Raw genomic sequence first — 20,098 nt, forward strand, 5'->3', positions numbered from 1 at the left:
CATGATACAACGAATTCAAACTATATATTTAATTCTTACCTTTATCGTAACGGGGGTACTACTATTTTTTGTTCCGCTTTGGACATTAAACAACGGAAAAGCATTCTATTTTATGCAAGACCAGATTTACACCATAGTATTAGGTCTAAGCACAATGCTTACGATTGTAAGTATTATTTCATACAAAAAAAGACAAAACCAGTTTGTAATGGGCAGACTGAATATAATATTAAACTTAATTTTATTAGGATTATTTGTATATCGATCACTAAATTTATCTGGAGAAACTGTACAAGTTTCTGAGAAAGGTATTGGGATGTTTCTACCGATTGTTGCTATCGTGTTATTAGTTTTAGCTAATAAGGCCATCAAAAAGGATGAAGATCTTGTAAAATCTGTAGATCGTTTGAGGTAAACCTATAAACTTAATTTATTTGTGTGAAAAAACCCGGATTTTATGATCCGGGTTTTTTTGTGCCTAAAAGTTTCAGGGATCAAGTCCGAAAGTTGTGGGGAAGTAAAAATCTCGCAGAGTCGCAAAATCGCAAAGTTTTAATGAAAAAACAGAAAAAACTTTGAGACTCTATAACATTTTTAGAAATCCAAAGCGAGAAAGTAGAGAACTGAAAGATGAAACTTAAAAATAGAAAAAAAACTTAACGGCTTGGCGAGATCGTCAAAGCGAGAAGTTGGAAAATTAGGTACTTAAAAAGCTGTGGCGAAAAAGTATAAGATCTGCTACTTCTAACAAAAGAAATTTCTAAAAATTATTCCACAATTTTTTAACTTGATTCGAAATTACGGAACTACAAGATATTTGTCCCTCCACAACAATATGTCTTGATCCAGTTTCAGTCTGTCCCACCTGCCCTGCCAAAATACCCAAGAAAATGCTCATTGTAAGTTATTTTTCATAAATTTGAGTTTCCCTGATTCAAAAAGCACCAATGACACAAAAAATAAGAATACATCTTGCCGATGATCATCAGGTACTCATAGACGGTCTAAGCAATTTATTACATACTGTCCATGACTTTGAAGTGGTAGGCAGCTCACTAGACGGAACTACTATATATGAAGACGTTATAAAAAACAATGCTGCTATTTTATTACTGGATATCAGCATGCCAAATATGGATGGAATTGAAGTATTAAAGGAATTCAGCCGAAAAAGTTTCCCTTGTAAAGTCATTATTCTTTCCAGTTACGACGATTTAAAAATCGTAAAAGAAGTAATGAAACTGGGCGCAAAAGGCTATCTCACAAAAAAAAGTGCCGGAGAAAATATTATTGAAGCCATTAAAGTCGTCAACACTGATCAGGAATATTTTGATGATCACGTAAGAGAAAAAATCTTTACCAGCTTTACCCGGAACAATCCAAAATTGAACAAAAACTCTTTTGAAGAAAACCAAATACTAAGCCCCAGAGAACTGGAAATCATCACTCTGATCTCATTGGAATACAGTGGGAAAGAAATAAGCGAAGAACTTTTTATAAGTCTCAATACCGTTGAAACGCATCGAAAAAACATCATGAAAAAGTTAAAGATGAAAAACGTGATCGGCCTTGTAAAATATGCTTTAAAAAACAATTTAATAAAACCCTAATTGCATTACTTATATGTCAATTTTCAGGATACTGCTACTCTTTTTCCTCTTTTGGACTTTTAGTTCAAACACTACTACCAGTCAGCACAATAGACCCCTGAAGAAGACTATAATTACTGGAAAAATCACAAAGAGTCCTCCACTTCAATCTCATCCGGCCGTCAATAAAAATACAGTCAGTTTAGTGTTTATTCTGGTGATCATGGTATTGATTTTATTCTATTTCTACTACCAAAACAACCAGCTAAAACGAAAAAACAAACAAAAAGACATCAAGCAAAAAATACAGCTTAACATAATCAACGCCGCTATTGACAGTCAGGAAATCGGACGAAAAAAAATAGCTTCCTTTCTACATGATGACATCAATTCCTTGCTTTCTTCTGTCGGTTTGCATCTCAATACATTTACAGCTCAAAACAACATTCAATCAGACGAAATCACTAAGGCCAAAGCGATTCTGGAAGAAGTTCACGATCGTCTACGCGATATTTCTCATGAATTAATCCCTGTGCTTTTAGTTCGTTTTGGTCTACTGTATGCTTTGGAAGACTTATGCGAGAAAAACTCGAATTCAAACCTTCATTTTCAGTTTTCAAGTTCAATTCCAACCAAAAAAAGGTACATTGAAAAATTCGAAATGAATATTTATTTTATTGTATCAGAACTACTTAACAATATTATAAAACATAGCGAAGCATCAAAAGCTGAAATCGCTCTGCACGAAAAAAACGATCGACTCATAATCACTATTCAGGATAACGGAAAAGGGTTTACCATTGGAAAGCTAAACGAAACGGAAGGTTTTGGCCTTAACCGAATCAGAGCGCGAATTAAAAAACTGAAAGGAAATTTCAATATTACTTCTAAAAAAAATGAAGTTACAGGCACTACGGTAAAAATAGAAGTTCCAATTTAGTAACCCTTTATTTTTTACCGATTTCTACAATCTCCAAATCTTTTATCTTATCATCATCAATTACAAATCGCAGCATCGTTCGCATTTGGTGAAAGCCACTTTTTCCCGCAGCACCGGGATTCATGTGCAGCAAATTGTTCTTTTTATCAAACATCACTTTCAGAATATGAGAATGCCCGCAAATAAACAACTTCGGCGGATTTAATGTCATTTCTTCTCTGATACTTGGATTGTATTTTCCTGGATAACCTCCAATATGCGTAATCCAAATGGAAACATTTTCACACATAAAACGATTGTGCAGCGGAAATTCCAATCTTGCCTTAGCATCGTCTATGTTTCCATAAACACAGCGCAACGGTTTCAGCTTTTTTATCGTATCGGTAACATTCAGATCTCCAATATCTCCGGCATGCCAAACTTCATCAGCCTGTGCTACATATTTTAAAATAACGTCATCAATGTGACTGTGCGTATCGGAAAGAAGGAGGATTTTTTTCAATTTTTATTAAGGTAAAAGAAGGTTCAGAGGTGCAAAGGTACAAAGGTTTTTCCGTAGAGACGCACAGCTGTGCGTCTTTAATCGTTATCGCATAGCGTCTTTAATCACCATTGCATTGCGTCTTTGATTCGTTCTAATTTTTAATAATGGTAGAGACGCACTGCTGTGCGTCTCTACGTGCGTCTCTACCTTATTCATCACCGCATTGTTGAGACGCACAGCAGTGCGTCTCTACGATTTGTGAATGTGTAAGAAATGAACCTGTACCACTTTTAAAAAAAACCTTTGTACCTTTGTCCCTCAAAACCTATGAACCTTTACTTTGAGATATTTTATTCAATTCGCCTATAACGGAACACCTTATCACGGCTGGCAAATTCAGCCAAACGCCTCTTCTGTACAGGAGACTTTAAACAAAGCACTTTCTGTTTTGCTAAATTCGACCATAAATGTTATGGGAGCCGGACGCACGGATAGCGGTGTTCATGCTCAGGAAATGTATGCTCATTTTGATTTTGAAACTCCAATTGACATACCGACTCTGGTTCATAAACTCAATTCGTATTTACCTAAAAGCATTGCCGTTTTTAACCTGATTTTGGTTCACGATGAAGCACACTGTCGTTTTGATGCCACCAAAAGAACGTACGAATATCGCATCAACACTGTTAAAAATCCATTTTTGGAAGAATTGAGCTGGTACTTTAATCAAAATTTAGATGTAGCTTTGATGAATGAAGCGGCAAAAATTTTACTGAACCATACCGATTTTCAATGTTTTTCGAAAGTGAATACTGATGTAAACACCTTTGATTGCACGATTTTTGAGGCGTATTGGAAAAATGAAAATGACAAATTGGTTTTTACGATTTCTGCGAATCGCTTTTTAAGAAATATGGTTCGCTCCATTGTAGGTACTTTAATCAATATTGGTTTACATAAAATTTCGCTGCATGATTTTGAAAACATTATCGCCAGCAAAAGCAGAGAAAAGGCCGGGTTTTCAGTTCCCGCACACGGATTGTACTTAACCGATATAACGTACGATTATATCAAAAAATAATCCTCAAGTTAAAAAACTGAAATAAGAACAGGAAACAAGCGAAGTAATTAGCTCCAAAATAAAATGAAAGCAAAAGCATTTGATACCCGTTTATTCAAACGAATTCTAAAATATACCAAACCTTACAAATGGCGCTACTATGGCGTTATTATATTTGCTGTTTCGTTGTCTGTTTTTGCAGCACTGCGTCCCTACTTATTAAAACAAACGGTCGACGGCTATATCAAGACTCACGACCAATATGGTTTATTAATGTATATCGTATTAATGGGAGTGGTTTTACTGATGGAAGTTTTCTCTCAGTTTTATTTTGTTTACTGGGCCAACTGGCTCGGACAGGATATTGTAAAAGACATTCGAACCAAACTCTTTAAACATATACTGAGTTTCAGAATGAAATATTTTGATTTGGTACCGGTGGGACAATTGGTAACCAGATCTGTATCGGATATTGAATCTATCGCCCGTATTTTCAGTCAGGGATTGTTTATGATCATCAGTGATATGATGAAAATGATCGTGGTATTGATTTTTATGTTTTACATGAACTGGAAATTAACCTGGATTGTAGTGGTTGCCATGCCAATTCTTGTATACATCACCAGAATCTTCCAGCGCAAAATGCAGGTGGCTTTTGAAGAAGTTCGTACGCAGATTGCCAACATGAACTCGTTTGTGCAGGAACGTGTTACAGGAATGAAGATTGTACAGCTCTTTAACCGCGAGAGAATCGAAGCCGAAAATTTCAAAGAAATCAACAACAAACACAAAGTTGCCTGGATCAAAACCATATTATATAACTCGATCTTCTTTCCGATTGCCGATATTATCTCCTCGATTACTTTAGGATTGGTTGTGGTTTATGGTGGATTCCGAATTTTAAACGGAGATCATTTTACCACTTTTGGGGATTTATTTTCGTACACCATGTTTATCGGAATGTTGTTTAACCCATTGCGCCAGATCGCGGATAAATTTAACGAGATGCAATTAGGAATGATTGCTGCCAATCGTGTTTTTGACATTATAGATACACAAGATCATATTCAGGATACCGGAACACTTGAGGCTCCTATTTTCAATGGAAGCATTGAATTTAAAGAAGTCCGTTTTAGTTATATCCCGGAAGAAGAAGTTATAAAAGGAATTGATTTATCGGTTGCTTCTGGGCAAACTGTTGCGATTGTAGGATCGACCGGAGCAGGAAAATCAACTATTATCAATCTTCTGAATCGTTTTTACGAAATTAACAGCGGAACGATTTGTATTGACGGACACAATATTGAAAACTACACTTTGGCTTCCTTACGAAAACAAATTGCCGTGGTTTTACAAGATGTGTTTTTATTTGCCGATACGATTTACAACAACATCACCTTACACAATCCAGAAATTACGCGGGAGCAGGTTTTAGATGCGGCCAAAAAAATTGGCGTTCACGATTTTATTATGAGCCTGCCTGACAATTACGATTTTGATGTTAAAGAGCGTGGCGTTATGCTTTCGTCGGGGCAACGACAATTAATCGCTTTTCTACGTTCGTATGTCAGCAATCCCAGTATCTTGATTTTAGATGAAGCCACTTCGTCGATTGATACGTATTCTGAAGAACTGATTCAGCGTGCCACAGAAACCATTACAAAAGGAAGAACCTCAATTATCATTGCGCACCGATTGGCGACTATTGTAAATGCGGACAAAATTGTAGTAATGGATAAAGGACTGATTGTTGAAGAAGGAACACATCAGGAACTGCTTAGTAAAACAGATGGGTATTACAAAAACCTGTACGATTCGCAATTTGCCGTCGCAAATTAATTTTTTCATTAATACACAAATTATATATTTTCTTTGAAATTCAGTTTTAGCAATACCACCTCCAGACGAGCGTTTTTAATTTACGGCACGATCTCTATTTTAGTTACCGTCATTTCGGTGTACTTTATTAGTAACCTGATTACAGATCTTACCAACAAAACGAATGAATTAAGTGCCAGTCGGAATTTTGTTAAAAAACAGGAAATCATGACGATGGAATTTTCGAAGCTTCTGGAACATGAAATGCAGATTAAACATCTTCTAAAAATCAGCAGCTCAAAAAATCTGTTATCGAATCTTGAAATATTGAGTTCAATTCAGGCAACAGATTCGTTGGTTGCCAATAATTGGTTTCAGATTAATGACGGTCAAATTCACTTTGAGAATGATACGACCTCTGCAGCTTTAAAAAAGGATATTCGTGATTTTACGGCCACCAATAAAGCTGCGCAACATATAAACACCATTGTTCCGCAGGGAAGAGACTGGGCCTGGAGAATTTATTTCAAATCAATTAGTCCTGACGGAACCATTGTTCGTTATGGCTACGACGTGAACTTAAGGTTATTGCATGATTATTTTTCGATCATAGATGTCACGACGTCTAATTACGCTTTTATATTTGACGAAAAAGGGAAATGTATTTATCATCCCGAAACTTCTTTCATAGGCAAAAATGTGTATGATATTGCTTCGATTCAGTCCTCTGATACCATTTTTACTAAAAAAAGCGATTATGTAAAACGTACTACTCTTTCCGAATACTTAAAACTGGATGTCATTCGTTTTACTAAAAAAATGGATATAAAAGGCGCTAAATGGTTTATCTGTGTGAGTTTTCCAAAAGATGTTATTGATGAAGATGTTACTTCTATAAAAAAATACGCAACTTCTATCTATTCGATTACTACGATAATGCTTCTTTTTATTTTCTATCTCTTTACTTATGCCAACAGAAGGGCTTATAAAGAAAAAGAAATCGTAATCAAGGAAAAGAATACCTTGTTGGTTGAAAATGAAAAAATAATAAAAGAGAAGGCCCTTATTCAACTCCAACAATTGAAGGAGCAGATAAATCCACATTTTTTATTCAATTCGCTCAACTCACTTTATATGTTAATTGGCAGCGATGTAAAAACGGCACAGAAATTCACCTTAAATCTGTCTCGTATTTATCGTTACTTAATTGACCCGCCTGAAAAAAATATAGTTCTATTAAAGGAGGAGCTATTATTTATCGAAAAATATATATTCCTGCAACAAACCCGTTTTAAGGAAGAGTTGTTATTTTCTATAGAAGTGGAAGATGAAGCTGCTTTAACAAAAAGCCTTCCCTATTTAGCACTTCAGATTGTGGTTGAAAATGCCATCAAGCACAACATGGCTACAGACGAAATTCCGTTGCGCACCAAAATCGTTATTAAGGCAGATAAAGTTATTATTACCAACAATCTGCAGAAAAAACAACATGTAGAACCTAGTACTCAGTTTGGATTAAATTACCTCCAGAGTATTTACAATCACTATGCTAAAAGTGATTTTGAAGCCTCAGAAAAAGAGGATAATTTCGTATGTATTTTGCCTTTAATCGACATTCACTCCTAAAAACAAGCCATTCACTCCCTTTCCCTTTTTTTTTGTTAGAAAAACAAATATTTTCGAGCAAAAATTAACCTAAAATTAACACCAAAATGAGGGAAAAGGCACTCCTGTTTGATTTAAAAGTAATCTGTGTATTAGTTTTATTTTTATTAGGCCCGATTTCTGCTTATTCACAAAAGAATAAGAAAAAAGAAAACACTACCGAAACAGCAAAAGACACAACTTCTTCTAAAAAAGGAAAAAAATACAATGACCTTGTAAAAAAGGGAACTGTAAAAAAGGGACTATTCAATATCATTCAAGTTAAGACTGATGTTTATTTTGAAATCCAGGATAGTTTATTTGAAAGAGAATTTCTAGTCGTAAACAAATTATCTCAGGTTCCTTTTGAAGTAAATGACGCCGGATTAAACAAAGGAATGAATTACGAAAATAAAGTAATTCGTTTTTATAAAGATACAATTGCAAAGAAGGTATGGGTAAAGTCATACGTTCCTAAAGTCACTTCTCCAAAAGAAGATGTCATAACAGCTTCGGTAAAAGACAATTTTTCTGAATCAATTATCGAAGTTTTTGACATTGAAACCAAAAACAATGATTCGACTTCGGTTGTCATTAAAGTCAATAAAATCTTTGATGGTAAACAGAAAAGTTTTAACGATGTTCTGAGCAATATCAGCTTTGGAGGTTCTGTAAAATCAGACTTGTCTTATATCGAAAACTTAAAATCATTTCCTAAAAATGTGGTGGTAAAATCGCAGCTAACTACTTCTGTTAGTGAAGGTGGCCCTGCATTATCTGTAACGCTTGGCGTAACCAGTAATATTGTTTTGTTGGATAAAGTACCGATGAAACCACGTTTTTCTGATGAGCGTATTGGATACTTCTCAGAAAAACACTGGTATTTTGCCGATGCTCAACAGGCATTGTTGGAAAAAGAACTAATTACCCGCTGGAAATTAGAGCCTAAAAAAGAAGACGAAGGGCGTTATCTAAAAGGCGAATTGGTTGAGCCACAAAAACCAATCGTTTATTACATCGATCCTTCTACTCCAAAACAATGGAGAAAATATATTATTGACGGAGTGCATGACTGGCAAATTGCTTTTGAAAAAGCCGGATTTAAAAATGCCATTATTGCCAAAGAGCCAACAGCTGACGATTTGGATTTTGATGCAGATGATGTACGCTATTCAGTTATTACGTATGCTGCTTCGCAAAAATCAAACGCGATGGGACCATCAGTTGTTGACCCGAGAAGTGGTGAAATAATTGAAGCCGATATTATCTGGTGGCACAATGTAATGACTTCTTTGCAAAGCTGGATGCGCATACAAACCGGACCAATTGATCCCAAAGCAAGAGGAAATACTTTTAGTGATGAGCATATGGGAGAAGCCATTCGATTTGTGTCTTCTCACGAAGTAGGTCACACTTTTGGACTAAAACACAATATGGGTTCTTCTTTTGCGTATGATGTTGAGTCGTTACGTTCGAAAGAATTCACTGCAAAAATGGGTGGAACTGCTCCTTCTATTATGGACTATGCCCGTTACAATTACGTAGCACAGCCGGAAGATAATGTTACCGCTATCACTCCAAAAATCGGTGAGTATGATAAATATGCTATCGAATGGGGATACAGATGGTACGCTGCCAACGAGAACGAAAAGTTAAAACAGAATGCTTTAATCGCTTTACACCAAAACGATCCGATCTATTTTTATGGTGAGCAACAAGATGGAGGAAATTTAATTGATCCTCGCTCTCAATCTGAAGATTTAGGAAACGACGCTGTTAAAGCCAGCGAATATGGTATCAAGAACTTAAAACGTGTGGTTGATAATATTTTAAACTGGACTTACGATAAAGATCAGTCATATTATGAAACTGCCAAATTATATATCGGAACTATTGGTCAATGGCAAATGTACAACCGTCATGTATTAAACAATATTGGTGGTGTTTATCTAAATGTAACGGTACATGGTGATAACAAACAAAGTTATATTCCAGTTCCTGCTTTGATGCAAAAAAGAGCAGCAGATTATTTGGTTAAAAATGTACTTACGATTCCACAATGGTTGTTTTTCAATCCAATATTAGATAAAACAAATCCATTGAAAGATTCTCCTTTAGGACCTTACGAATATACGCCGTATACCTTATCAAGAGAGTTGCAATATGGCATTATGTACGATTTGTTTAGCGATGACCGTTTACTAAGAATTACTGAAAACGAATTGTATCAGCGTAACGAAGCCAAAGAAAAAGTTTTTACGGTAAATGAGTTATTCAGAAAAATACACCAACAGGTTTTTGCACCAACGATCTTAAACAAATCATTATCGATTCTGGAACGTATGACGCAAAAAAACTATGTAGATGTGCTGATTGTTTCAACAAACAAATTATTTGAAAAAACAGAACCTAAAAAAACAATAGAGGTACTACAAACCTTAAGCATGCCACATTTATGTACTTCACTACAGGAGGAAAAAATGTCCCGTAACATTAACCAATCATCCTTAAAAAGAGTTACAGAAGTCACTTCTGATAAAAAAGGAGAGCTTGCAAAAGTACTTCAACTTATAAAAAGTAAAAAGAATACCGGAGATCAATCGACACAAAATCATTATAGCGATTTGATACAAAGAATTGAAAAAGCATTAAGTAACACAACCTTTTAATAAATAACCCCCGAAAACATGAAAAAAATTTTACATGCCTTACTGCTACTCCTGGCCATCGCAGGATACTCGCAGGAAACCCGAACCATTACGGGAATTATACTCGATGAAAATGATAAATCTCCAATTCCAGGAGTTTCTATTTTCGTCGAAAACAACTCGATTTCCAACAAAACTTCTATGGCGGGAATCATTCAAACTTCAACAATTGGAACTACTTCTGATTTTGATGGTAAATTTCAATTAAGAATAGCCAAAAATGTTACTGCCCTGAGAGTTACTTTTATGGGATATACTTCTTATACTTTAGAATTATCACCATCTCAAAAAGATTACACAATTAGTTTAAAATCTGAGACTGCAAAACTTCAAGAAGTTGTGGTAACAGGATACCAAAAAATTGAGAAAAGAAAGCTTACTTCAGCCATTACAAAAATCGACATGTCTGCGATCCAGCAAACAGGGGTTTCGAGTATTGACCAGTTATTAGTTGGACAAATTGCCGGAGTTGCTGTTAGCACACCATCGGGAGCACCGGGAGCACCTGCAAAAATCAGAATCAGGGGTACTGCCTCTTTAAGTGGTGCACAAGATCCATTATGGGTACTTGATGGTTTACCATTAGAAGGAAATGATATTCCTAAAAACTTTGACAAAGACAATATTGATGTTTTAAACAACTATTCTATTGCAGGTTTAAACCCTGACGATATTAAAGATATTACCATATTAAAAGATGCTGCTGCAACAGCTATTTATGGAGCACGTGCTGCAAATGGTGTAATTGTAGTAACTACTAAAAAAGGTAAAGCCGGTAAAATGGTGGTAAGTTTTAATACCAATACTTTTATTACACAAAGACCTGAATTTTCTAAATTGAATTTGATGAATTCTTCTGAGAAAGTAGATTTAGAACTTTATATGGCAGGACGCTCAGATTTAACGTATAGAGACACCGGTGGTGATATAGCTCGTATCCTTAACGGATCGAATGAATTAGATGCTTTCAGAGCCGGTGGATTCTCTTCTTTGAGTCCAAACACACAACAATCGATCAACAGTTTAAGAGGCAACAATACAAACTGGGGTAATTTATTATACCAAACTGCTATCAATACGCAGCACGGTTTAAGTTTATCCGGTGGTGGAGAAAAATCTGATTACTACTTCTCGCTAGGTTATTATGATGAAAAAGGAACTACTATTGGAACTGGTTTCAAGCGTTATAACGTAACCTTAAAAAACAATTACCAAATAACAGACAAATTCAAAGTGGGTGTTAGTATTTTTGGTTCTCAAAACATAACTACCTCTTACTTAACAGATTCTTACGCTTTTACAAGTCCGTCAACGTACTCCAGAAACGTAAACCCGTACTTAACTCCATACAATGCTGATGGAAGCTACAAATACGATCAGGATATTGCAGGATATTCAGATCGTCGAGTACCTTTTAATTTCATAGAAGAAAGAGAAAACACTTCTTACGAATTAAAAGCAAGAGCCTTAAAAGCCTTATTTGATGCTGAATACAAACTTACCAAAAGTTTAAAAGTAACAAGTCAATTAGGTTTACAATTAGACAATACCGCTAGTGAGAAATTCGCCGGTAAAGACACTTATTATACAAGAAACTTAAAAGAAAAAACGAGCTACTTCAGTGGTGGTAATCAACTTTATTTTCTTCCGGTTGGTGGTGTTATCCAAAACACCAACTCAGACTTTTTTCAGTACAACCTGAAAACAATGGTGAGTTACGCTAAAACTTTAGGAGGAAAACATGAAGTTGAAGCAATGGTTGGTAATGAATTAAGAAGAAATTACAACACAACGATCGCTACTAAAGGTTTTGGTTTTGATGAGAACAATTTAACTACACAGCAAATTGTTTTCCCAAATGCTGGTCTGGCTAAAGAATCAGATTACAGAACCTACGCTAAATCTAAAAACGAGAATGCTTTTGCATCATTCTTTGCAACGGCTGCTTATACCTACAACAGAAAATACAGCTTCTTTGGAAGTGTTAGATATGATGGTTCTGATTTGTTTGGTGTAGATCCAAAATACAAATATTTACCTCTTTGGTCAACTTCTGCTTCATGGGCAGTATCTGAAGAAGATTTCTTAAAAGATAATCTAACGATTTCTAACTTAAGACTTCGTGCTTCATATGGTTTACAAGGAAATATTGACAAAAACACTTCTCCTTATGTAGTAGGTACAAACAGTACGGCCATTATCCTTCCAGGACAAGCAGAACCTACTATTAATGTTACCAGTCCTCCAAATGATAAATTGCGTTGGGAAAAAACAGAAAATACCAACTTCGGTATGGACCTTGGTTTATTTAACAACCGTATCAGCATTGTAACTGATGTCTATGGAAGAAAAAGTACAGACTTAATTGGTCTGAAAGCACTTCCATTAGAAAATGGTTTTGAGTTCACTAACATGAACTGGGCACAAGTAAGTAATAAAGGTTTCGAGATTACTTTATCTACAAGAAATATCGACCGTCCAAACTTTTCTTGGAATACAAGTATTAACTTCTCTCACAACAAAAGTAACGTAGATCGTCTGGCTGTAAGAGACAATAGTTTCTTACCAAATCAGGAAGGTTACGCTGTAAATGCTGTATTTGGCTTTAAAACAAACGGTATCGACGAAAACGGTTATCCGTTATTTGTAAACAAAAAAGGAGAAACTGTAAATGCTCAAACTTTCTTTGGTTTATATGACGTTTGGGGAGATTTCTTTCCTGGAGAATTTGCTGACTCAAAGTTAACACCGACTGAATTTAGAGACTTATTTGTTTATTTAGGAGACAGAGATCCTAAGTTTACAGGAGGTTTAACAAATACCTTTAGAGTAAATAATTTTGATCTTGCCATCGCTGCTTCTTTTAATATCAAACAGACTGTTACAAGAACTCCTCCATACAACGGAACACAAGTTGACAGAGGACAAAATTACAGCAGAGATATCTTAGATGCATGGTCACCGACAAATACCTCTTCTAACTTACCTGGAATTACGAGCAAGACATCAGGTACAGGAGATTCATGGATGGCTTACCAATATTTTTCGACAAGGAATCCAATACCTACAATGAACTACTTAGACACATGGACCAGTGAAATGAGTTATATGAGATTAAGCAGTGTTCGTTTAGGATATACATTCCCAAAGACATTTACAGATTACATAAACATTCAAAGTATCAGACTTAATGTTGAAGCAAGAAACTTATTCGTAATCAGTTCTGATTACAAAGGTTACTTTGACCCGGAAACCTTCGGAAATATTTATGCGCAACCTGTTCCTAAATCATTCACTTTAGGATGTAATGTAACTTTCTAATAAAATTTAAAGATGAAAAAATTCTCAAAATATATAGCCCTTTTTGTTGCAGTACTTGCAATAACAAGCTGTGATAATTATCTCGATGTTACCCCTATGGGCCGAGTTATTCCGGAAACATTAGATCAATATCGTGCCCTTCTGACCAGAGGATACAACACTTACCCACAGCACAAATCATTAACTGCAGTTCGTACTGACGAATTAATTATGGATGAATTTGGAGATGAAATTAATCTCTACAAAGACATTTATAACTGGAACGATGCTAACCCGGATCGTTTTACACAAACTTTTCATTATCAGGATTTATATACTACTATTTTTTACACCAATGTAGTCATTAATGATGCATCCTCTAAGCTAGATAATTCTCCCGAAAAAAATCAATTAATAGGAGAAGCTTATGCTTTAAGAGCAATGGCATATTTTGATTTGATTAACCTTTTCGGAAAACCTTACAATCCTGCAACTGCTGCATCAGACAAAGGAGTTCCATTGGCGCTTGAAATTGACTTAGAGCAGGTTTACATACCTCAAAGTGTTGAAGTAATTTACAATCAAATTATTTCTGATACTGATAAAGCAGGGCAATTAATTAACAAAGACACTCAGGCAAAAGGTATTAATTACCGTTTTTCTAAAGTTGCTTTATATGCTTTCGAAAGCCGTCTTTATTTGTACATGCAACAATGGCAAAGATCTTTGGATGCTGCTAATAAAGCCTTGGTAATTAATAACAATCTTGTTGACTTAAAAGCAACTCCCGTCCTTCCAAATAAATACGATTCAAAAGAATCTATATTAGCTTTAGAAGAAGGATATATGACCGGTCTTCAACGTGCTACTTATGCTTCGACAGACTTACTGACAGCCTACAACAGAACAGCAGATTTACGTTTCCCTCTTTTGTTTGTAGCAAGCGGAAGTAAATTCAAAATTCAAAAAGGAGCCAATATCGACCAAAAATGTACTTTCAGAACCTCTGAATTGTATTTGACAAAAGCAGAGACCTTATTAAAATTAGACAAACTTGCCGATGCCAGAACAATTGTATTAAGCTTTATCAAAAACAGATATACTGCGGCTGGATACACTCAGCTTCAAAGTGCTATCAATACAATGAATGCAACAGATTTAAACACTTTAATTTTACAAGAAAGACAACGTGAGTTTGCTGTAGAAGGACAACGTTGGTTTGATTTGAGAAGAACCTCTCAAAAACAAATCGTTCACACTTTGCATGGTGAAACTCACACTCTAATACAAAACGATCCGCGTTATACCATTCTTTTTCCGGCAAACGCGAGATTAAACAATCCCAATCTATAATACCTATTTGTTTTCTAAAAAGTCCAGTTTCAAAGCTGGACTTTTTTTTGCTCAAAACGGAAGAAATAAAAATATCCTTATCAATTTATATCTTCCTGACAATAAAACAGAATCACTTAAAAATTTCTATAAAAAAACAATCCAATTTTATTAATTATTAAGCGTAACTAATATATTTGCAGAGCCAAATACCAGCTTCTTTGATACAGAAGCATCATTAACCTTACATTCAAAAGAAGATGAAAATTGCCATTGTTGAAGATGAGTATCTTGCATCGAGTTTTCTGAAATCTATTTTAGAGCAGCAAAATATTTTACAGATAACGGAAATCACTATTCTAAAATCCGTAAAAGAAGCCGTTCTTTTTTTTACCGGAAATCCTATCGACCTGGCCTTTATGGACATTCATCTCGGCGACGGAAAAAGTCTTGAGATTTTCGAAAAAACCACGATCGCCTGCCCTGTTATTTTTGTTACCGCCTACGATTCTTATGCGATAACCGTCTTCAAACATTTCACAATCGACTATCTTCTGAAACCTTTTGAAGAGCAGGATTTATTGGAAGCACTCGAGAAGTTCAAAAAAATAAAAAACACTTTCAATAGCGATGCTACCCTACAATCCCTTGTTGCTATCGAAAATCCTGAAACCAGTAAAGTACAGCGCCACTTTTTAGTCAATCACGGTTATAAACTTATTTCGATCAACGAAAATGATGTCACCTATTTTGTAGCCTCCGGTAAACATCTTTTTATTTATGCAAATTCAGGGAATAGTTATTTGTACAACAATACACTTACCGATATTATTCACAATCTGGATCCGGTGATTTTCTTTAAAGTTAACCGCAAATACATCGTGAACAGAAACATTATAAAAGAAGTCATCAAACATTCTAATCAAAAAATAGAATTGAAACTTACGACTTCTCCCTTAGAAACTGATCCTATAATTATCAGCAAAAAAGAAATCAATAACTTTAAAAACTGGCTTGATCAATAAAACACTGCAAACCGTTTTTCTAAGAAAAAAAATGTAATTTAAAATCCGGCACCTCTAAGGCAAGTTCCAAATCCCAAAAAACTTCTTAAAAAAGTTAAATTAGCGTTATAGGAATCATAAAACTGATCCTCATAACCAGCAAAGTAGCTTTTCACTTTTCTTTATTATTTATATTTGAGACACAAAATTCAAATGAAAAAGAAAATGCCACAAATAAGATTTTATCCAAACGAAGAATTCAAAGAAATAGAAATAAACGCCTCATTACAACTTAGATATGCCATTTCGAACAGAGGCCGATTAATCAGCTTTATAGACGAAATGGAAAATGGTCGTCTCTTAAAAGGGGGCCTGAGTGACGGCTACCCTACTTTTAGATTTAAAGTCAAAAAAGACGACAAAATTATCAACAAATACCTGTTTTTGTATAAACTGGTTGCGCATTATTTCATTCCAAAAGAATCAGAAGAGCAAACCTATGTTTTACACTTAGACTACAACAGAAGCAACGACGACAGCAACAATTTATGTTGGGCGACAAAACCCGAAATGATGGCACACAGTCGTAAAAGCCCACGAGTAATTCAGGCCAAAAAGAATCTCATCGAGCACAACTTAAAAGCCGATGGAAGAAAATTGACCACTACGAAAGTCATGTTAATCAAAAAAATTCTGGCCAGACCTGAGCAAAAAACACGTCTGAAAATGATCGCCAAACAATTTGGTGTAAGCGAAATGCAAATCAGAAGAATCGCCAGCGGCGAGAACTGGGGACATATCAAGGTCTAACTTTTCTATCTGTTTAGTGTGAAATGTAAAATATAAAAATGTGACACCCCCAACTGTCAGGCTGAGCGGAGTCGAAGAGCTTATAACCACAAAAGAGCTTCGACTCCGCTCTGCTTGACAAACGGTACCACTCAACATCTGATACTATACTGTACACAACTCCCCTTCATTAAGATTCCCATTTCACGTCAACCATTTCACAAATCACAATTCACATTTTACCTTTATAGTCCTTTTTTTAAAATAAATCCTTAAATTCGCAATCACAAATAACAAAGAAATTGAAAATGAGTTTCGGATCTATAAAACTTCATTTTCGGTAGTACTATTAAAAGCAAAAAAAATGAAATACGACGTTATTGTTTTAGGAAGTGGTCCTGGTGGATATGTAACAGCTATTAGAGCTTCACAATTAGGTTTTAAAGTAGCGGTAGTTGAAAAAGAAAACTTAGGTGGTGTATGTTTAAACTGGGGATGTATCCCAACAAAAGCATTATTAAAATCGGCTCAGGTTTTTGATTATTTGAAACATGCTTCAGACTACGGATTAAAAGTTACTGAATTCGACAAAGACTTCCCGGCAGTGGTACAACGTAGTCGTAATGTTGCAGACGGAATGAGCAAAGGAGTTCAGTTTCTAATGAAAAAGAACAAAATTGACGTTATCGAAGGTTTTGGAAAACTAAAACCAGGAAAAAAACTGGACGTTACAGACAAAGACAATAAAGTTACCGAATATAGTGCAGATCATATTATTATTGCTACAGGAGCACGTTCTCGTGAGTTACCAAACTTACCACAAGATGGTGTAAAAGTAATTGGATACCGTCAGGCAATGACCTTACCAACACAACCAAAATCTATGATCATTGTAGGTTCAGGAGCCATTGGTGTTGAATTTGCACATTTCTACAACTCAATGGGAACAGATGTTACTATTGTAGAATTTATGCCAAATGTAGTGCCGGTAGAAGACGAAGATATCTCAAAACAATTTGAAAGATCTTTGAAAAAAGCAGGTATCAAAGTAATGACTAATTCTTCTGTAGAAAAATTAGATACTACAGGTGCTGGTGTAAAAGCAACAGTAAAAACAGCTAAAGGAGAAGAAATCCTTGAAGCAGACATCGTACTTTCTGCAGTTGGAATCAAAACAAACATCGAAAACATCGGATTAGAAGAAGTTGGTATTGCTGTAGACCGTGATAAAATTCTGGTAAACGCATACAACCAAACCAATATCCCTGGTTACTATGCAATTGGAGACGTTACTCCGGGACAAGCTTTAGCTCACGTAGCTTCTGCTGAAGGAATCAACTGTGTGGAGAAAATTGCAGGTTTACACGTAGACCCAATTGACTACGGAAACGTTCCGGGTTGTACTTACGCAACTCCAGAAATCGCTTCAGTTGGTTTGACTGAAAAACAAGCAAAGGAAAAAGGATACGAATTAAAAATTGGTAAATTCCCGTTCTCTGCTTCAGGTAAAGCAAAAGCTTCCGGTAATTCAGACGGATTTGTAAAAGTAATCTTCGATGCTAAATACGGAGAATGGTTAGGATGTCATATGATTGGTGCCGGAGTTACAGATATGATTGCTGAGGCAGTTGTAGCCCGTAAACTGGAAACTACAGGTCACGAAATCTTAAAATCTATTCACCCTCACCCAACGATGAGTGAGGCGGTTATGGAAGCTGTTGCTGATGCTTACGGCGAAGTAATTCACTTGTAAAAATACCCGCGTCAGGACGACGACGGTTATATATAATTTTCAATTAAAAATCCGATTTGTGTAAAGCAGATCGGATTTTTTTTCTGTCGTTTGTTTTAAACCGCAAGGGTCGCAAAGATTTTTTTGATATGCGAGCCTTTATAAAAACGCAAAGTTCGCAAAGCTTTGTCTAAAAAACTTTGCGAACTTTGCGTAAACCCCTGCGCACTTAGCAGTTAAAAAGATTCCTGTTAAGAAGACTTTGTAATTTCAAAATTTGTGTTTAACGGGAAAATATCGCACCTTTAATTTCCAGCCGCAACTAGCCTCAAAACAGTAACGATTAAATTGTTCGAGAATAAAAAAAATCATCTCAATAAAAACATATCAATAAATGAAAATTAAATATTCTATTTTATCAGGATTAATCTTTGCAGTCATTATGTTTACTTACCTTGCGTACACTGTCAAAATAGACATTGCAATTATTGTTAGTGTCATCATTTTAGTACTCTCACCTATTCTTTTTTACTTCAAAATATTTTCAAAAATTGATTTCTCAATTAAATTTCAAGACATTGACAAACAACTCGTAATTTATCACGGAATGACAAATCATTTTAAAGATGGTATAGCAGTTGGAGGAACACTTTACCTAATGAGTGACAGGCTAATTTTCCAAACCAATTTAATAAACTACATAAAACGACATGAACAAATTATACTTCTAAATCAAATCGAAGCAGTTGAATTTGTTAAGACAATGGGTTTGGTAAGTAATGGAATACTCATAAAAAATAAAAATAGTCAAGAAGAACAATTTGTCGTTAACAAAAGAGAAGTTTGGAAAGTGCACATTGAAAAATATTTAGTTTCGGATAGTAGGCATTAAAAAAATAGAGCGCTAACAACCGTTAGTAATCATCAACCCAAACTTAGACACAAAACCTCCGTGAGAAAAAATATAAAAATAGGATTTTCGGAGATTGGCGGAATCTACATTGGAGAAGACATTCAAACTGAGCAGCACTTGCATCATGCTATTACCATAGCCGTTTCGTTTTCAGAAAAATTTCACTTTGAATCCGGACAACAGAGTGTTTTTTGTTCAGGAATAATTATTCAACCCAATGCCATTCGAAAATTCATCAATCCGTATAAGAGTTATGTTGCTTTTATTCATATTGATCCGTTTTGTAGTCAGGGATTCAATCTGACAGACAAAAGCGAAACTTTCAAAGAACTATCTCCTGCTCAAACACAAAACATCCTTGAAATCTTAAGGAACTGGTTTTCCGTCAATGAAAATAATGAGAAACTAACCGAAGAATTAATTGTCCAAATTGCTGCGAAAATCGGAATAATATCCAACACAGTTAAAATGGATTCACGAATTGTACAAGCTATTGATTTAATTCGGAAATCAGAAAAAAGTACTCTCAAGCATGTTGCAGCATCAAACAATTTATCTACTTACCGACTCTCCCATCTTTTTAAAGAACAAACCGGAATGTCGTTTAGAGAATTTGTATTGTATTCCAAATTGATAAAATCTTTAAAATCGATATGCGACAATCAGAATTTCACACAATCTTCCTACTCAGGCGGGTTTTCTGATCAGGCACATTTTACAAGAACTTATTTTAAAGCTTTTGGCATTTTACCTTCGCGAAGTGTAAAATAGCAACTCCGTTCAAT

Annotated in this window: 15 protein-coding genes; 14 read left to right on the forward strand and 1 reads right to left on the reverse strand. The window is 35.3% G+C overall.

Annotated elements, in window-relative coordinates:
* Window position 1: 1 nt before the first annotated feature.
* The 3 genes from ACHRV5_RS14035 (at window position 2) to ACHRV5_RS14045 (ending at window position 2,529) form a co-directional block, all read left to right on the forward strand.
* A complete protein-coding gene (locus ACHRV5_RS14035; RefSeq protein WP_395427181.1) occupies window positions 2–415 on the forward strand; it encodes a DUF4293 domain-containing protein in 414 nt (137 codons plus the stop codon).
* A 532-nt stretch (window positions 416–947) separates the two neighbouring features.
* On the forward strand, window positions 948–1,610 hold the full coding sequence (locus ACHRV5_RS14040) for a response regulator (protein ID WP_395427182.1): 663 nt from the start codon (window positions 948–950) through the stop codon (window positions 1,608–1,610).
* A 202-nt stretch (window positions 1,611–1,812) separates the two neighbouring features.
* Window positions 1,813–2,529, forward strand: a complete 717-nt coding sequence (locus tag ACHRV5_RS14045; protein WP_395427183.1) for a sensor histidine kinase — start codon at window positions 1,813–1,815, stop codon at window positions 2,527–2,529.
* Window positions 2,530–2,536: 7 nt separating this feature from the next.
* Here the strand turns inward: ACHRV5_RS14045 and ACHRV5_RS14050 are convergent, their stop codons facing one another.
* Window positions 2,537–3,031, reverse strand: coding sequence for a metallophosphoesterase family protein (locus ACHRV5_RS14050; RefSeq protein WP_395427184.1), 495 nt, complete (start codon window positions 3,029–3,031; stop codon window positions 2,537–2,539).
* Window positions 3,032–3,353: 322 nt separating this feature from the next.
* Between ACHRV5_RS14050 and truA the strand changes: the two genes are divergently transcribed.
* From truA to ACHRV5_RS14105, 11 genes are all read left to right on the forward strand, one after another.
* A complete protein-coding gene (truA, locus tag ACHRV5_RS14055; RefSeq protein ID WP_395427185.1) occupies window positions 3,354–4,094 on the forward strand; it encodes a tRNA pseudouridine(38-40) synthase TruA in 741 nt (246 codons plus the stop codon).
* 63 nt (window positions 4,095–4,157) lie between these two features.
* Window positions 4,158–5,912 (forward strand): ABC transporter ATP-binding protein, encoded by a 1,755-nt coding sequence (locus ACHRV5_RS14060; protein WP_395427186.1) that lies wholly within the window; start codon window positions 4,158–4,160, stop codon window positions 5,910–5,912.
* A gap of 33 nt (window positions 5,913–5,945) precedes the next feature.
* Complete coding sequence (locus tag ACHRV5_RS14065) at window positions 5,946–7,517, forward strand: histidine kinase (protein WP_395427187.1); 1,572 nt, start codon at window positions 5,946–5,948, stop codon at window positions 7,515–7,517.
* Between the two features lie 86 nt (window positions 7,518–7,603).
* On the forward strand, window positions 7,604–10,204 hold the full coding sequence (locus ACHRV5_RS14070) for a zinc-dependent metalloprotease (protein ID WP_395427188.1): 2,601 nt from the start codon (window positions 7,604–7,606) through the stop codon (window positions 10,202–10,204).
* Between the two features lie 18 nt (window positions 10,205–10,222).
* Window positions 10,223–13,564 (forward strand): SusC/RagA family TonB-linked outer membrane protein, encoded by a 3,342-nt coding sequence (locus tag ACHRV5_RS14075; RefSeq protein WP_230002586.1) that lies wholly within the window; start codon window positions 10,223–10,225, stop codon window positions 13,562–13,564.
* Between the two features lie 12 nt (window positions 13,565–13,576).
* Window positions 13,577–14,896, forward strand: coding sequence for a RagB/SusD family nutrient uptake outer membrane protein (locus ACHRV5_RS14080; protein WP_395427189.1), 1,320 nt, complete (start codon window positions 13,577–13,579; stop codon window positions 14,894–14,896).
* Between the two features lie 239 nt (window positions 14,897–15,135).
* On the forward strand, window positions 15,136–15,900 hold the full coding sequence (locus ACHRV5_RS14085) for a LytR/AlgR family response regulator transcription factor (RefSeq protein WP_395427190.1): 765 nt from the start codon (window positions 15,136–15,138) through the stop codon (window positions 15,898–15,900).
* A 204-nt stretch (window positions 15,901–16,104) separates the two neighbouring features.
* Complete coding sequence (locus ACHRV5_RS14090) at window positions 16,105–16,689, forward strand: NUMOD4 domain-containing protein (RefSeq protein WP_047773783.1); 585 nt, start codon at window positions 16,105–16,107, stop codon at window positions 16,687–16,689.
* A 343-nt stretch (window positions 16,690–17,032) separates the two neighbouring features.
* Window positions 17,033–18,421 (forward strand): dihydrolipoyl dehydrogenase, encoded by a 1,389-nt coding sequence (gene lpdA / locus ACHRV5_RS14095; protein WP_047773563.1) that lies wholly within the window; start codon window positions 17,033–17,035, stop codon window positions 18,419–18,421.
* Window positions 18,422–18,794: 373 nt separating this feature from the next.
* Window positions 18,795–19,292, forward strand: coding sequence for a hypothetical protein (locus ACHRV5_RS14100; RefSeq protein WP_395427191.1), 498 nt, complete (start codon window positions 18,795–18,797; stop codon window positions 19,290–19,292).
* Window positions 19,293–19,352: 60 nt separating this feature from the next.
* Window positions 19,353–20,084, forward strand: coding sequence for a helix-turn-helix domain-containing protein (locus ACHRV5_RS14105; RefSeq protein ID WP_395427192.1), 732 nt, complete (start codon window positions 19,353–19,355; stop codon window positions 20,082–20,084).
* The last annotated feature ends 14 nt before the right edge of the window (window positions 20,085–20,098 follow it).

It is taken from the genome of Flavobacterium sp. FlaQc-52 (assembly GCF_044007495.1).
Lineage (GTDB): Bacteria > Bacteroidota > Bacteroidia > Flavobacteriales > Flavobacteriaceae > Flavobacterium > Flavobacterium cupriresistens.

Coding starts and splice junctions, on each gene's coding strand:
- lpdA (WP_047773563.1), top strand. CDS start 17,033: ATGAAATACGACGTTATTGTTTTAGGAAGTGGTCCTGGTGGATATGTA.
- ACHRV5_RS14100 (WP_395427191.1), top strand. CDS start 18,795: ATGAAAATTAAATATTCTATTTTATCAGGATTAATCTTTGCAGTCATT.
- ACHRV5_RS14040 (WP_395427182.1), top strand. CDS start 948: ATGACACAAAAAATAAGAATACATCTTGCCGATGATCATCAGGTACTC.
- ACHRV5_RS14035 (WP_395427181.1), top strand. CDS start 2: ATGATACAACGAATTCAAACTATATATTTAATTCTTACCTTTATCGTA.
- ACHRV5_RS14060 (WP_395427186.1), top strand. CDS start 4,158: ATGAAAGCAAAAGCATTTGATACCCGTTTATTCAAACGAATTCTAAAA.
- ACHRV5_RS14070 (WP_395427188.1), top strand. CDS start 7,604: ATGAGGGAAAAGGCACTCCTGTTTGATTTAAAAGTAATCTGTGTATTA.
- ACHRV5_RS14090 (WP_047773783.1), top strand. CDS start 16,105: ATGCCACAAATAAGATTTTATCCAAACGAAGAATTCAAAGAAATAGAA.
- ACHRV5_RS14080 (WP_395427189.1), top strand. CDS start 13,577: ATGAAAAAATTCTCAAAATATATAGCCCTTTTTGTTGCAGTACTTGCA.
- ACHRV5_RS14085 (WP_395427190.1), top strand. CDS start 15,136: ATGAAAATTGCCATTGTTGAAGATGAGTATCTTGCATCGAGTTTTCTG.
- ACHRV5_RS14075 (WP_230002586.1), top strand. CDS start 10,223: ATGAAAAAAATTTTACATGCCTTACTGCTACTCCTGGCCATCGCAGGA.
- ACHRV5_RS14045 (WP_395427183.1), top strand. CDS start 1,813: ATGGTATTGATTTTATTCTATTTCTACTACCAAAACAACCAGCTAAAA.